Annotated in this window: 11 protein-coding genes; 3 read left to right on the top strand and 8 right to left on the bottom strand. The window is 61.4% G+C overall.

Going from position 1 to position 15,137, the window contains the following annotated elements:
- Nucleotides 1–20 precede the first annotated feature (20 nt).
- The 3 genes from GGR38_RS14210 to GGR38_RS14200 form a co-directional block, all read right to left on the bottom strand.
- Nucleotides 21–362 (bottom strand): hypothetical protein, encoded by a 342-nt coding sequence (locus GGR38_RS14210; protein WP_221227107.1) that lies wholly within the window; start codon nucleotides 360–362, stop codon nucleotides 21–23.
- Nucleotides 359–697 carry a hypothetical protein gene (locus tag GGR38_RS14205; protein ID WP_183626616.1) on the bottom strand — a complete coding sequence of 113 codons (339 nt, stop codon included), beginning with the start codon at nucleotides 695–697 and terminating at the stop codon, nucleotides 359–361. The genes GGR38_RS14210 and GGR38_RS14205 overlap by 4 nt, the downstream gene beginning before the upstream one ends.
- A gap of 84 nt (nucleotides 698–781) precedes the next feature.
- Nucleotides 782–1,198 carry a hypothetical protein gene (locus GGR38_RS14200; RefSeq protein ID WP_183626614.1) on the bottom strand — a complete coding sequence of 139 codons (417 nt, stop codon included), beginning with the start codon at nucleotides 1,196–1,198 and terminating at the stop codon, nucleotides 782–784.
- A gap of 612 nt (nucleotides 1,199–1,810) precedes the next feature.
- On the opposite strand from GGR38_RS14200, the gene GGR38_RS14195 reads away from it, so the two are divergent.
- The gene (locus GGR38_RS14195) at nucleotides 1,811–3,286 is read left to right on the top strand and encodes an oligosaccharide flippase family protein (protein ID WP_183626612.1); all 1,476 of its coding nucleotides are present in this window, start codon (nucleotides 1,811–1,813) and stop codon (nucleotides 3,284–3,286) included.
- Here GGR38_RS14195 and GGR38_RS14190 read toward each other — a convergent pair.
- Complete coding sequence (locus tag GGR38_RS14190; RefSeq protein WP_183626610.1) at nucleotides 3,263–4,165, bottom strand: glycosyltransferase family 2 protein; 903 nt, start codon at nucleotides 4,163–4,165, stop codon at nucleotides 3,263–3,265. The genes GGR38_RS14195 and GGR38_RS14190 overlap by 24 nt on opposite strands.
- Nucleotides 4,166–4,425: 260 nt before the next feature.
- Between GGR38_RS14190 and GGR38_RS14185 the strand changes: the two genes are divergently transcribed.
- Nucleotides 4,426–5,646 (top strand): NADP-dependent isocitrate dehydrogenase, encoded by a 1,221-nt coding sequence (locus GGR38_RS14185; RefSeq protein WP_183626608.1) that lies wholly within the window; start codon nucleotides 4,426–4,428, stop codon nucleotides 5,644–5,646.
- Between the two features lie 166 nt (nucleotides 5,647–5,812).
- On the opposite strand, the gene GGR38_RS14180 is transcribed toward GGR38_RS14185, so the two are convergent.
- Entirely contained in the window at nucleotides 5,813–6,538 is a 726-nt protein-coding gene (locus tag GGR38_RS14180; RefSeq protein ID WP_183626606.1) for a tetratricopeptide repeat protein, read from the bottom strand.
- A gap of 199 nt (nucleotides 6,539–6,737) precedes the next feature.
- Between GGR38_RS14180 and GGR38_RS14175 the strand changes: the two genes are divergently transcribed.
- Nucleotides 6,738–8,516, top strand: coding sequence for a cation:proton antiporter domain-containing protein (locus tag GGR38_RS14175; RefSeq protein ID WP_183626604.1), 1,779 nt, complete (start codon nucleotides 6,738–6,740; stop codon nucleotides 8,514–8,516).
- A gap of 145 nt (nucleotides 8,517–8,661) precedes the next feature.
- Here GGR38_RS14175 and alaS read toward each other — a convergent pair whose 3' ends face one another.
- From alaS to GGR38_RS14160, 3 genes are all read right to left on the bottom strand, one after another.
- The gene (gene alaS / locus GGR38_RS14170; RefSeq protein ID WP_183626602.1) at nucleotides 8,662–11,310 is read right to left on the bottom strand and encodes an alanine--tRNA ligase; all 2,649 of its coding nucleotides are present in this window, start codon (nucleotides 11,308–11,310) and stop codon (nucleotides 8,662–8,664) included.
- 190 nt (nucleotides 11,311–11,500) lie between these two features.
- Nucleotides 11,501–12,574, bottom strand: a complete 1,074-nt coding sequence (gene recA / locus GGR38_RS14165; protein WP_172341397.1) for a recombinase RecA — start codon at nucleotides 12,572–12,574, stop codon at nucleotides 11,501–11,503.
- Between the two features lie 107 nt (nucleotides 12,575–12,681).
- On the bottom strand, nucleotides 12,682–15,132 hold the full coding sequence (locus GGR38_RS14160; RefSeq protein WP_183626695.1) for a response regulator: 2,451 nt from the start codon (nucleotides 15,130–15,132) through the stop codon (nucleotides 12,682–12,684).
- Nucleotides 15,133–15,137: the final 5 nt, after the last annotated feature.

The following is a 15,137-nucleotide window of genomic DNA, read 5'->3' as shown; positions in this document are numbered from 1 at the left end:
ATGTGGTGGATTGCGGACTTTCAATTGAACCATCGTTCGCGCATCGCGCCGATGAACTTCGCGTCAGCGACTGGGAAGCCGGACGCAGAGCCGATCACCGCATCTACGCCGCAACGAGGGCAGAGGGCCGTTCCGCTTTCGTCGTCTACCCATTCCGCAATATCTTTGACTGCGAACGCCTTCTCACAGAAGAAGCAGCCACAAACCTCACTACGCTCCAACTCCGCCTTGTGATTGGCGGAATGGCGATGAGCAGCGTCAAGTGTCTCATTCGGAAAACTCATTGATGCAGTTTGGGCGGACTTGGGAATGTCTGCAAGTGGGCGCGAGCCGCCTGTCTCGTTATGGTGGGAAGCGGTCAAACCGCCTCAAACGACCATGTGGCGCTTGCAACCGAAATTTCCCAGTAGCCCGCCCCTCCGGCAAGGATGCCTACCGTCCCGCTTATGCGCCCGTTCGAGCAGATTTCGTATTCAAATTTACTTACTTCCAGATTCGTGAAATCAGCAAGTGACAACGTTCCATTGACGTCCAAGTTTATGCTCCTTGCGTCCGTAATCTTCAGAACAAAACGAGCATAAGTATATGTGGATTCAATCCACGGCATAACAACCAGCGCAACCCCGCACTCACTGATCGAGAGGCTTGCAAGGGGAAGGTCGTGCCATTCAATGGAATCTAGCGGAGCATTGGCCATAAGCCGCTCAACTTAGCTTCCGATTGGACCCGATCAAGCGCAATGTCCGCAACTGGGCGTTTGCCGCCCGTCTAGTTATGGTGGCTAGCTGCCGTTTCCATCGCGAACGGCAGCCTTTACCTCTCGACAGATCGCGAGCAGGTCGGCTCCGTACGAGGGCACGATTACGAGAAGAGAGACTTCGCCGGAAGCAATCCGAGCGGCTTGCCTCTCCATAACGATCGCGTGCGCCTTTTGGTACTCCTCAGTTGCCTTGGGATGAGGGGGCTTGAACAGACGCTCAAGGCCCGCGTGTTCATAAGGTAAGCGACCACTCACCACTTCCACCATTGAGATGATATTGCCTTGCCGGAAGTCCTCCATCTGGAGCACCTCAAGGCCGGAAAGCGTCAGCGTGTACTCCTCGCCCGTTGATTGGCGCAGATAGACAGTCGCACTTTGTTCGCCGAGAACGATTCCGGTGAGCAAGCCATCATGAAAATGAGGAACTTCAGATACCATAGCGCATCGTAACTACGATTTTCGAATGTCCGCAAGTGGGCGAAAGCGGGCGTGCAAATTTGCATGCGCGGCCTATGCACAGTATCAGCCCCAGCCTTTCCATCGAGGGCTGGGGCATGTTCTTCAAGGCCGCTGTCGTCTTTCTGCCCCTCCTCGCAACAGCGGCCTTTAGGCCTTTTGCTTTGCCTTATGATCGCGAATCAACCCATCGAGCGTAGCGATGCGCTGGCGCTAAGGTGTATCCTTTGGCAGGCCCAACGGCGACGAATTGGCCCATGGAATTCGCCCAAAAAACTTGCGTGAGTTTTGCGTGAATCACACGCAAAAAGGCTGTTTGTTCCGCACATGTTCTCACAAGGCCCGGTGCAAAAACCGCAGAAATCCGCCATTGTGAATCACCCTCGTTGCGTTGACATCGCAGGGGTCGGAAGTTCAATCCTTCCTACGCCCACCATTCAAAAACCCGCCACGCCGCAAGGCTGGCGGGTTTTTTGTTTGGCGCGCTTTTTGCGCAGAAGGCAGGAACCGTCGGGGTAAATCTTTACCTCTGATGGCTAGAGCTTGGGACTATGATCTCTCCCCTGCCCCGCATCACGCTCGGTTGCTGAACCCATGTCGATTCGCGCATCCATCGCATGGTCCATGGCCTCACAATATCTGGCCTTTATCATCCAGTTCGGCGTCAGCGTCGTCATCTCCCGGCTCTATCTCAGTCCCTCGGAGTTTGGCGTCTATTCGGTAGCGCTGGCCGCCTCGATGCTGGTCTCGATGTTTCAGGATGCCGGGATCACGCGGTTTGTCTCGGGGCAAAGGGCGATGGACCCGGCCCATGTGCGCGAATACGCCGGGGTTGCGGTTTCCATTGCTTGCGGCGTGGCGGTGGTGCTGGGCGCGCTGGCGCCGGTGATCAGCCATGTCTATCACGATCCCACGCTGATCCGGCTGACGCTGATTATCGCGGCGGCCAGCTTCATCAATCCCTTTGCGCTGATCCCGGTGGGCCTGCTGACGCGCGAGATGAATTTCCGCGCGCTGTTTTTCGCCAATATTCTCAGCTCTTTGTCGGGCGGCTTGCTCAGCATCTATCTGGCCGCGCATGGGTTTGGTCCGGCCTCGATGGCATGGGGCCTGCTGCTGGCGGCGTTTTTGCGCACCGGCATCGTCATGCGGTTTCGTCCGGTTGTGCCGCGCTTTCCGCGCGATTGGGCCACAACGCGGCCCCTGCTTTCCTTTAGCGCCAATTCCTTTTTCATCAGCGCCAGCGGCGCCATCGGCATGCGCACGCAGGATCTGATCGTGGCCCGCCTGCTGGGCGTCATGGCCACCGGCCTGTTCAGCCGCGCCACCGCGCTTTCAGCCCAGCTCTCGACGCTGGTGACAAGCGGGCTGACCTCGGTGTTCTATCCCGCTTTTGCGCGCAAACGCGATGCGGGCGATCCGCTGGCGCCCTCCTATCTGCACCTGACGGCCTGCAACACGGCGGTGAACTGGGCCGCGATGGTCGGGCTGGGGCTGGCCGCAGGGCCACTGGTGCATTTGCTCTATGGGCCGAAATGGGCGGGCGTCGCGGTGCTGCTCAAATGGACGGCGCTTTCTGAAACGCTGTTTGTCGCGGTGCCGTTGCAGATGGATGTGCCGATCCTGCTGGGCCGTATTCGCACGCTGATCTGGGTAAACTGGATCGACACGGCCATCATCATCGGCTGTCTGACCGTGGCGTGCTTTATCGGGGTGGAGGCCGCAGCGGCCAGTCGCATTGTCTATGGCCTGTTCTGGGTGGCGATCTATGGCATGTTTTTGGCGCGGCTGATGCATTTCCGCTTTGTCGATCTGCTCAACATCTATTGGCGCAGCGCGGTGGCCGCCTATGGCGCGGGCATTCCGCTGATCGTGGCGCAGGACTGGATGGGCATGGGATCGGCCGATATCGGCTGGGGCCTACTGATCGCGCTGTCGGTGGCAGGGATTCCGTGCTGGCTGGCCTGTCTGTTTCTGGTGCGCCACCCCGCGACCATCGAAATCAGCACCATCACCACGCGAATTTACGCGGTGGCGATGGCGCGTTTAGGCAGCCGCTCGGCGGCCTAAACAGGTGGCGGCATAGCTGACCGCCACGCGCAGTTCCAATTCATCGCGGAACCGCTCAGCCGAAGTCCCCGCCCCCACCAGTCGCCGCGCTGCGCATCCGGCAATCTTGCGCCAATACCAGCGCTGAGCCAGCATGTTGGGCCGCGAGAGCAGCGTATCGCACGTGGCCAGATCGCGCCCTTCCCGTCGCGCCCATTGGCGGAAATAGTCGCGATTGACGCGCGCTGGTTGCAACAGATGGGTCACGCCGAAATCGGGGCAGTAGAAGCCCCGCTTTCCCTGATCGGTCAGCCATTGGTTAAGCCAGCGATCCTCTGCGGTGTTAAAGCAGTCGGGATAGGGGCCAAATTCTTCGAAGATCTTTGCACGCAGCGCGCAATTCCCCTGCGTCAGCATCCCGTGAAAACCGGGGACGAATTGGCGGCGCTGGGCCCCATGATCGATAAAGCCCAGCGCGCCATTGAACCCATCAGGCAGCCATTCGGGCAAGGAACTGCCCTGAGGAAACAGCACGGGTCCGGCGATATAATCAGTGGCCGGATCGGCAAATTCACGCGCGATGGTCTGAAGCCAGCCCGGTACGATGCGTTCGTCATCGTCAAAACAGGCGACGATCTGGCCGCGCACAGCCCCAAGCGCCGCGTTCAGCGCGTGCTGCGGGCCGGGGCGCGCTTCATACAGCGGCACCAGAGCCTCTCCGTACCGCACCTGCAAATCGGCCAGTACAGCCTGCGTATTGTCACTCGATGCATTGTCGACCACCAGCAGGCGAGCATTGATCCCGCGCGCATCGGCCGCAAAGAAGGAGGCCACCGCCTCGGGCAGCATGTCGGCGCGATTATGGGTGCGCAAAATAACATCGACATCAAGGCCAGACATGCAAGGCTCCCATGCAAAGCTCCTCATCGGAGGCAGACAAGCGCTCCGGCCAGATTAACCTAGAGCGGCCGCGTTAAAATAGCCTTGCCCATGGGCGCGGGACCGGCGGAAAGCCTCTGGCGGGGCGTTTATTTGCTATGACTTCGCAATATCAAAAACTATCTGCCGCCGCGCCGTCCAATGCGAAAACCCGCCCTTGCGCGGCGGAAATCCTATGCTAGGGGGAATGCAAGCCACTCCACCCCAGGGAACAAAAGCACATGGCAAAAATCAAGGTAGCCAACCCCGTTGTCGAGATCGACGGCGATGAAATGACCAAGATCATTTGGCAGTGGATCCGTGAACGACTGATCCTGCCCTATCTGGACATCGACCTGAAGTATTACGACCTGTCGGTGGAAAACCGCGACGCGACCAACGACCAGGTGACGGTCGATTCGGCCAACGCGATCCGCGAATATGGCGTCGGCGTGAAGTGCGCCACCATCACCCCCGACGAAGCCCGCGTCGAAGAATTCAACCTCAAGGAAATGTGGAAGAGCCCCAACGGCACGATCCGCAACATCCTTGGCGGCGTTGTGTTCCGCGAGCCGATCGTGATCTCGAACGTGCCCCGTCTGGTGCCGGGCTGGACCGACCCCATCGTGGTCGGCCGTCACGCTTTTGGTGACCAGTACAAGGCCACCGATTTCCTCGTCCCCGGCAAGGGCAAGCTGCGCCTCGTCTGGGAAGGCGAAAATGGCGAAGTGATCGACCGCGAAGTGTTCAACTTCCCCTCGTCGGGCGTCGCCATGGCGATGTACAACCTTGACAATTCGATCCGCGATTTCGCCCGCGCCTCGTTCAACTATGGCCTCGCGCTGGGTTGGCCGGTGTATCTGTCGACCAAGAACACCATCATCAAGAAGTATGATGGTCGCTTCAAGGACCTGTTCGCCGAAGTCTTCGCCACCGAAGGTTTCGCTGAAAAGTTCAAGGATGCCGGCATCCACTACGAACACCGCCTGATCGACGACATGGTGGCCTCGGCCCTCAAGTGGTCGGGCAAGTTCGTCTGGGCGTGCAAGAACTATGACGGCGACGTGCAGTCGGACACCGTTGCGCAGGGCTTTGGCTCGCTGGGCCTGATGACCTCGGTTCTGATGTCGCCCGATGGCAAGACCGTCGAAGCCGAAGCGGCCCACGGCACCGTGACCCGCCACTATCGCCAGCACCAGCAGGGCAAGGCGACTTCGACCAACCCGATCGCTTCGATCTTCGCGTGGACGCGCGGCCTGATCTATCGCGGCCGTTTCGACAACACCCCCGAAGTGGTGAAGTTCGCTCAGACGCTGGAACGCGTCTGCATCGAAACCGTCGAAAGCGGCAAGATGACCAAGGACCTCGCGCTGCTCATCGGCCCCGAACAGGGCTGGCTGACGACCGAAGCGTTCTTCGAAGCCATCGTGCAGAACCTCGAAGCTGAAATGGCCAAGGCGTAATCGCCCTTCGCTCTTTCGACGACGAAAAGAGAGGCTCGGGAAACCGGGCCTCTTCTTTTTTGCCTGCTTTGCGCGGGCGCTTGCCAAGGGCTGCGGACAAATAAAAAGGGCGCCTGCGTGAACAGGCGCCCTTCAGCTTCCCCCCTGAAAGAGGGTCATTAGGGTCTTAGCCGCCCTTCTGTTCCGATGCCGCGCGCTTGCGGGCAATATATTGCAGTTCGCCAAGCGCGACCTTGTTTTGCGGATCGTCGCTCAGACTGTCCCGATAGGCTTTCTCCCCACCTTCGAGATCACCCTTATCCACCAGTAGATTGCCGATGCCGCGGAGCGCCGCCGCGCGATACTTCTGCTGCCCCGGCGCCGAGGCCAGTTCGGCGGCATGGCGATAGGTTTCCATCGCGCCTGCCTTGTCGCCGCTGGCCCGATAGGCATAGGCCAGTTCAACAAAGTAACGCGGATAATCGGGCGAAAGCTGGGTCAATTGCTCAAGAGCCTCAACCGCATCGGTGCGGCGCCCCAATTCGGTCAGCGCAAAGGCACGCAGATAGAGCGCATCACACAGATCCGAATCCAGAACCCGAACCCCGCGCGCGACCGAGCCATCATGCTGACAATAAGGCCGGGCGGAACCCTTGCTCATCCCCTGCAGCTTGCCCATCGCCGGTTCCAGCAGCGCCAGCGCATCGGCCGAACGCCCCGAACGCATCAGATCCATGGCCGCCGCGACCGGCGAGAGCGCCATCGATGTCGAGGGCGATTCCACCTGAACAGCGGCGGCCATGGTCACCGGCGCAGCAAGATCGGCGGCCTGAGCAGGAACGGCGAGCACGCCAGCGGCCGAAACCGCATATCCTGCCAACAGCAACCAAATCCGCTTACCGGTCTTACGCATCCAACAAATCCCCAAACTTCTTTTCGTTGAGGAGAGGCTAACCGATTCGCCCCAACTGGCAAAGCGAAAAATGCAATAGATGTTGCAAGATTTGCAACAGATGGTGTTTTTATGACTAAGTCATGACAAAACCGCCACATTCCATGTCTACCCCCGATCCAGCCGTGACATGCACGCCCCCATCGCCTAGCCTGCCCCTATGGCTCATGTTTCTTTCTCTCCCTCCACGCCGCTGGGCGATGCGCTGGTCATTCTGGGCGCAGCGGGCATCGTCATCCCGGTTTTCGCTCGTTTTCGCATCACGCCGGTGATCGGTTTCATTCTGGTCGGCCTGCTGGTCGGCCCCTATGGTCTTGGCCGTCATGTGGCGGAACTGCCTTGGCTGGCCTTTGTCACGATCACCGATGCGCAGGCGCTGGCACCCTTTGCCGAATTCGGGATCATCCTGCTGCTGTTCTCGGTCGGGCTCGAACTGTCCTTTGATCGCCTCTGGGCCATGCGCAAACAGGTGCTTGGGCTGGGTGCGGCGGAATTGCTGCTGGCGGCATTGACGCTGGGGGTCGGGCTGAAGCTGATGGGGCAAAGCGCGGCGGGCGCGATCGGGCTGGGCTTTGCCTTGTCCATGTCCTCCACCGCGCTGGTGCTGCCCATCGCCGGATCAACCACACCGGTTGGCCGCGCGGCGTTGGCCATGCTGCTGTTCGAAGATCTCGCGCTGGTGCCGATCATCTTCCTGCTTGGCGCACTTGCCCCGCGCGCCGAAGGTGCGGGCTGGATGGAACTGGCGCAAACGCTGGGTTACGGCGCGCTGGTGGTGGCGGTGCTGATGGTCTTTGGCCGCTATATGCTGCCCCATCTGTTCGCTCAGGCCGCGCGCACCAAGAGCCCCGAACTCTTCCTCTCGGCCAGCCTGCTGGTGGTGATCGTAGCCGCTCTGGCCACGGCGGGCGTTGGCCTGTCACCCATCGTCGGCGCGCTGATCGCGGGCCTGCTGATCGCCGAAACCGAATATCACACCGAGGTCGAAGGCATCATCGCCCCGTTCAAGGGTCTGGCACTAGGCGTCTTTCTGATCACCGTAGGGATGAGCATCGACCTTGCCGCCGTCGCGCAAAACTGGGTGGCGATCATCGCGGCCACCGCCGGGGTGGTCGTGGTCAAGGCAGCGGTGACGGCGGGCATCCTGCGTTTGACCGGCGCGCGGCGCGGCGTTGCCACCGAGGCGGGCATCCTGATGTCGAGCCCTTCGGAAACCACGTTGATCGTGTTGGCCACCGCCAGCGGCGCCTCGCTGATCGCGCCATCGACCGCGCAATTCTGGCAGACGGTAACGGCGCTGGGCCTGACCGTGACCCCGCTCTTGGCCTGGGCGGGACGGCGGCTTGCACGCCGGGTCGATGCTGCCTCTCATCATGCGCAAAATCTTGATGAGGAAACCGCGCCCCATGCCGTCATCATCGGCTTTGGCCGCGTTGGCCGACTGGTCGCGGATATGCTCAAGGCCCATGATAAGCCCTATGTGGGTGTGGATTCCGACCCCGACCTGATCGCCGGCGCGGTGCGCCAGGGCTATCGTGCGACGTTCGGTGAGGCATCATCGAGCCATATGCTTGAAAGACTTGGCCTAGATCGCGCCAATTGCGTCATTCTGACCATGGATGAACCGCGCACCGCCCAGCGTCTGGTCAAGAAATTGCGCGCGCAATATCCGGACCTGCCGATTCTGGCCCGCGCCCGCGACACTGTCCACGCCGCCGCCATGTATCGCGCCGGGGCCACGCATGCGATCCCCGAAACGCTGGAGGCGACGCTGCAATTGTCCGAGGCGGTGCTGGTCGAACTGGGCGTGCCGATGGGCTTCGTCATCGCCTCAATTCACGAAAAACGCGACGAATACCGCGAGATCATCATGCATGACGGCGGCTTGAGCGAAAAACCCAAACTGAAAAGCAGCAGCCTGCGCGAACGCGCCAGTTAAGCAGGATCAGTCGCCGGACGCAGAGCGATGCGCCCGGCGATATTCGCGCATCATGTTTAAGCGCCGCCGTCCGTCAGCCAAAAGCAAAAGGGCCACCGCAGCTTCCCTGCGATAGCCCCTTTGGAAACTGATAAGATCAGTAACTTTACCCTGCAATCACAGCCTTGACCGCAGCAATCGCGTCGGCGGCCTTGGCACCATCCGGCCCGCCACCTTGCGCCATATCCGGACGACCGCCGCCGCCCTTGCCGCCCAACGCCGCAACGCCCGCGCGCACCAGATCGACCGCGCTGACCTTACCCGTCAGATCTTCGGTCACAGCCGCAGCAATCGCGCCCTTGCCTTCATTGACAGCCACGATCACAGCCACGCCGCTGCCCATCCGCTGCTTGGCGGTGTCGAGAAGTCCGCGCAATTCCTTGGCGTCCAACCCGTCAATAACCTGACCGCTGAAGGTCACGCCATTGATCGTTTCATCCGCCGCCTGCGCCGCCGCGCTGCCGCCGCCCAAAGCCAGCGCCTTCTTGGCCTCGGCCAATTCGCGCTCCAACTTCTTGCGCTCGTCCAGCAGCGCCACCACGCGCGCCTCAACCTCATCAGGCGTGGTGCGCAAAGCCGACGCGGCAGCCTTCAATTGCTCCTCGCGGTTCACGAACCATTGACGTGCGCCCTCGCCCGTCAGCGCCTCGATCCGGCGCACGCCGCTCGATACCGCGCTTTCATTCACGATGCGCAGAACGCCAATATCGCCCAGCGCCCGCACATGGGTGCCGCCGCAAAGCTCGACCGAGAAATTCTTGCCATCGGCCTTGCTGCCCATCGACAGCACGCGAACTTCTTCGCCATATTTTTCGCCGAACAGCGCCATCGCGCCCGCCGAAATTGCATCTTCCGGGCTCATCAGGCGGGTGCTGACCGCCTCATTGCCGCGAATTTCCGCGTTTACCTCAGCCTCGATGGCCGCAATATCTTCGGCCGTCAGCGCGACGGGCTGAGAAAAGTCGAAACGCAGACGTTCGGGCGCAACCATCGACCCCTTCTGCGTCACATGCGCGCCCAGACGATTGCGTAGCGCAGCATGCAGCAAGTGCGTGGCCGAGTGGTTCGCCCGGATCGCATCGCGCCGCGCCACATCAATCGCCAGCACAACCGCATCGCCTACCTTGACACTGCCGCTCTCAACCTTGCCGCCATGGGCGTGCAGGCGGCCGAGCGGCTTAGCCGTGTCGGCAATTGAAATGGCCAAACCATCAGCACCGGTAATCGTGCCCGCATCGCCCATCTGACCGCCCGATTCGCCATAGAACGGCGTCTGATTGGTGATGATGGTCACCGCATCGCCTGCGCCGGCGCTTTCGACTTCCTTGCCATCCTTGACGATGGCGACTATCTGCGCCTCACCGGTCGTGCTGGTATAACCGGTGAACTCGGTCGCCCCGACGCGCTCGGCAATGTCAAACCACACTTCGCCGGCGGCGGCCTCGCCGCTGCCCTTCCATGCTGCGCGCGCGGCCGCCTTCTGCTGCGCCATCGCCGCGTCAAAGCCGTCCTTGTCGACATTGATCCCGCGCGAACGCAGCGCATCCTCGGTCAGGTCATAGGGGAAGCCATAGGTGTCATAGAGCTTGAAGGCGGTTTCACCTGCCAGCGTGCCGCCCTCGCCAAGACCATCGGTGGCCTCGTCGAGCAGCTTCAGGCCCTTATCAAGCGTCTGACGGAACTTGGTTTCTTCGCGCTCCAGCACTTCCTGAATCAGCGCCTGCGCCCGGCCCAGTTCGGGATAGGCCGCGCCCATTTCCGTCACCAGCGAAGGCACCAGACGATGCATCAACGGATCCTTCGCGCCCAGCAGATGGGCATGGCGCATCGCGCGGCGCATGATGCGGCGCAGCACATAGCCGCGCCCTTCATTGCTGGGCAGCACGCCGTCAGCCAACAGGAAGCTGGTCGAACGAAGGTGGTCCGCGATCACACGATGGCTGGCGCGGGTATCGCCCTCCGCCTTCACGCCTGTCAGCGATTCGCTCGCCGCGATCAGCGCCTTGAACGTGTCGATGTCATAATTGTCATGCTCGCCCTGCATCACGGCGGCAATGCGCTCCAGCCCCATGCCGGTGTCGATGCTCGGCTTGGGCAGGCTCAGGCGCGTGCCATCCGCCTGCTGCTCGAACTGCATGAAAACGAGGTTCCAGATTTCGATGAAGCGGTCACCATCTTCTTCCGGAGACCCCGGAGGGCCGCCCCAGATATGATCACCGTGGTCAAAGAAGATCTCGCTGCAAGGCCCGCAAGGACCGGTATCGCCCATCGACCAGAAATTGTCGCTGGTCGGAATGCGGATGATGCGATCCTCCGACAGGCCCGCTATCTTCTGCCAAAGGCCGAACGCCTCGTCATCGGTGTGATAGACAGTGACCAGCAACTTGTCCTTGGCCAGCCCCCATTCCTTGGTCAGCAGCGTCCAGGCATGCGTGATCGCCTGTTCCTTGAAATAATCGCCGAAAGAGAAATTCCCCAGCATTTCAAAGAAAGTATGGTGACGGGCCGTATAGCCGACATTGTCGAGATCGTTATGCTTGCCACCAGCGCGCACGCACTTCTGGCTGCTCGTTGCACGCGGGATCGCTCGCGTCTCCAATCCCGTAAAGACGTTCTTGAACGGGACCATGCCCGCATTCGTGAACATCAACGTCGGATCGTTATAGGGCACGAGCGGCGCAGACGGCACCACGTCATGGCCATTCGAGCCAAAGTATTCGAGAAAGGAGCGGCGGATGTCGTTCGTCGAGATCATGGGGCTTGCCGATAAGCTACCAGAGGGCGGCGGACAAGCAGGAAGGCGCCATCAGAGCCATCGTTTTTGCCGAACAGTGCAAGGTTTTGCCCAGTTTCTGCTGATTGTTCCCGCCGACGTCAAAAAAATTGGGGGCGCGAGTGTGAATTTCGCCCGCGCCCCACTCATTTTCAACCTTCAACCGAAGGAATCACGCATCGTCTTCGGCATCAGGCCCAACCATCATCTCGCCCGCAAGCCCTTCAGTCTGAGCGCGGATCGCGTTTTCGATGCGATCACGAATCTCGGGATGCTCGCGCAGATAATTCTTCGAATTCTCACGTCCCTGCCCGATCCGGATCGAATCATAGCTGAACCACGCGCCTGATTTCTCCACAATCCCGGCCTTTACGCCCAGATCGAGGATTTCGCCGATCTTCGAAATGCCCTCGCCATACATGATGTCGAATTCGACCTGCTTGAAGGGCGGCGCCACCTTGTTCTTCACCACCTTCACGCGGGTCGCATTGCCGACGATATCGTCGCGATCCTTGATCTGACCGGTGCGGCGAATGTCCAGACGCACCGAAGCATAGAACTTGAGCGCATTACCGCCGGTGGTCGTTTCCGGATTGCCGTACATCACGCCGATCTTCATGCGCACCTGGTTGATGAAAATCACCATGCAACGCGAGCGGCTGATCGAACCGGTCAGCTTGCGCAGCGCCTGGCTCATCAGACGGGCCTGAAGGCCGACATGGCTGTCGCCCATTTCGCCCTCGATTTCGGCCCGCGGCACCAGCGCGGCGACCGAGTCAACCACCAGCACGTCAATCGCATTCGAACGCACCAGCGTATCGACGATTTCCAGCGCCTGTTCGCCCGTATCGGGCTGCGAGACGATCAGATTGTCGATATCGACGCCAAGCTTTTTGGCATAGACCGGATCGAGCGCATGTTCGGCGTCCACAAAGGCCGCCGTGCCGCCGCCCTTCTGCGCCTCGGCAATCGCGTGCAGCGCCAGCGTGGTCTTGCCCGAGCTTTCCGGGCCATAGATTTCCACGATACGCCCACGCGGCAAGCCGCCAATCCCCAGAGCAATATCAAGGCCCAGCGATCCGGTGGAAATGGATTCCACCTGCATCGTCTCCTTGGCTCCCAGACGCATGGCAGAACCCTTGCCAAACGCCCGATCAATTTGTGCCAGTGCGGCTTCCAGCGCCTTTTGACGGTCCATGCTGTCCTTGTCCTTGCCTTCTTGAATCAGCTTGAGTTGAGCTGCCACGTGCCGTCTCCTTGCTAAGGCGCTGTTGCCAAAGGTCAACACGGCATTGTGTATCGGATTTGTTCTATAAGAACAAGGGTGGAACAAAATTATTCCAACCGCTCAGATCAACCTTTCTTTCCAGCCTTTTTGGCCAGCACTCCAGCCACTTTCCCAGCAATCTGGTTTACGGAAAAAGGCTTAGGTATGAAATACATATTTACTATATCAATCTCACGCCGCAACTGCTCTTCGGCATAACCTGACATAAATAATACCGGTAAATCGGGCTCAACCGCACGAATGGCGCGCGCCATCGCCGGGCCGTCCATCGCGGGCATCACCACGTCGGAAACCACCAGATCGAACATCGCAGCCCCCGAATCGCGCCGCGCCATCACCGCCTCGACACCCTCTTCTCCATCGCTGGCCGTTGTCACCTGATAGCCCGCCCGGCTCAGCGCCCGCTCGGCCACCACGCGCACCGCATCCTCATCCTCAACCAGCAGAATGTCGCCGCCACCCGCCCAGGTGCTCACCTCTTCCAACGGACGCGCCGCCGCCTCGACCGCGCCATGATGCACCGGCAGATAGACCGTGAAGCGCGCGCCCGCGGCCACCCCATCCTGCGCCGCGACATTATCGGCAAAGATGAAGCCACCGGATTGTTTTACAATGCCATAGACCGTCGAAAGCCCCAGCCCGGTGCCGCGCCCCTGCTCCTTGGTGGTGAAAAACGGCTCCCAGATCTTGCCCAGAATATCGCCCGGAATGCCCCCGCCCGTGTCGCGCACGACCAGCGCCGTGTAATCGGCAATCGGCAGAATATCGCTGCCCATCGCGCGCACATCGGCCGCCGGCACCCGCCGCGTGGCCAGCATCAGCGCCCCGCTGCCATCCCCGCCCACCTTGCGCGAGGCCTCCTGCATGGCGTCGCGCGCGTTGACCACAAGGTTGACGATCACCTGCTCCACCTGCGTCGGATCAGCCCGCACCGCGCCCAGATCCCGGTCATGGCTGACCTCCAGCCGGATCTTCTCGCCAATCAGGCGGCGCAGCATCTGTGTAATATCCGAAACAATATCGGGCAGTTGCAAGACCTGCGGCCGCAAGGTTTGCTGGCGGCTGAAGGCCAGCAACTGCCGCGTCAGACTGGCCGCGCGGTTCGAATTGGCGCGGATCTGCTGAATATCGTCATAGTCGCTGTCGCCCGGCGTATGGCGCAGCAGCATCAGGTCGCATGTGCCGATGATCGCGGTCAGCACATTGTTGAAATCATGCGCAACCCCGCCCGCCAACTGGCCCACGGCCTGCATCTTGGTCGCCTGCGCCACCTGCCGTTTCAGCCGCGTCTCCTCGGTCGTATCGGTCAGGCCCAGCAAAACCGCTGCCTCACCCAGCCCGCGCACGCCCGCAAGGCTGAGCGACACCGGATCCTCGGGCTGCGCGGCCAGACGCACCGCAACGTCGCCGCTGGTCGCCGCGCCATAGCCAAAGCGACGCACCGCATCCGACAGCGCCGCCTTATCCTCGCGCACCACCAGATCGGTGGGATAGGTCGGCATATCGCCGCCCTCGCGCCCTGCTGCGCGCATAAAGGCGGCATTGGCAAACAGCAGCCGCCCATCGCGATCCGCCATCGCCAGCCCCAGCGGCAATCCGCCCAGCAAGGCCTGCAAATGCGGCACCGCCGCGCTCACCTCGCCGCTGCCGCCAAGGCCCACGCCCTGATCAACCAGCAGCATCAGCGAGGGGCTTTGCTGAGGATCCGCCAGATCCGGCCCGTCGGGATCGACCAAAGGCAGGTAAAACAGCGTCAAAGGCACCGAATGCTTGACGTCATGCGCCCAAAAAATTCGGTCCTGCTCGTCCTGCGTCAACAGGCCGATGAAGGGGCGGCCCGCCAACATGCCCTCCGCACCCGACCTTTGGGCAAAGACCTTGTTGGCCGCGCGAATAGTGCCATCCGTTTCGACCAAAGCCGCGCAAAACCCCGCATGGCCCAGCACCACGCCCAGCTTTCCCGCCAGATGATCGCACAATTCAGCCACCGGGTCGCTCGCCGCCAGAGCATGCAATCGCCAGATCAGATAGGATTCGGCCCGCCCCGCGCGCACCACCTCGATCCGCCAGCGCGTGCCATCAGGCCCGGCCACGCGATCAGAGGCCGCGCCATCGCGCCATGCCGCCCGCGCCAAATCCTCCAAAGCCCCCGCCGCGTCGCCAAAAGGCAAAGCCGGGGGCGCCCATGCGCCAAAACCGGCCTCAAAGGCGCCATTGGCGCAAACCAGCCTCCCCGCGCGATCGACGATCGCCACAGCCGCATCGCCCTCAATCGCGGCCACCGTCACCGCCCAATCAGGCTCGCCCGGCTCGGCATCGGGCGCCGCGCCCGCGCCGCGCCCCAGCATCAAAGCCGAAGCCCCCAGCACCAGCGCGCCGCCGACAAAGCCAGCCACCGCGCCCATCTGCCGCGTTGCCAGCCACACCAGACCCGCGCTGAACAGCAGGGCAACCGCCACCGCCAACAGCCCGATCCCCGGCGCCAGCCTGCCGCCGCGCTCCTGCTCCCCCGTCATCATCT

Origin of the sequence: Novosphingobium sediminicola (assembly GCF_014196525.1) — a bacterium.
In the GTDB taxonomy this organism is placed as follows: Bacteria; Pseudomonadota; Alphaproteobacteria; order Sphingomonadales; family Sphingomonadaceae; genus Novosphingobium; species Novosphingobium sediminicola.
The sequence above is the reverse complement of the archived record's forward strand: the minus strand, read 5'-3'. Positions and strand labels throughout refer to the sequence as shown.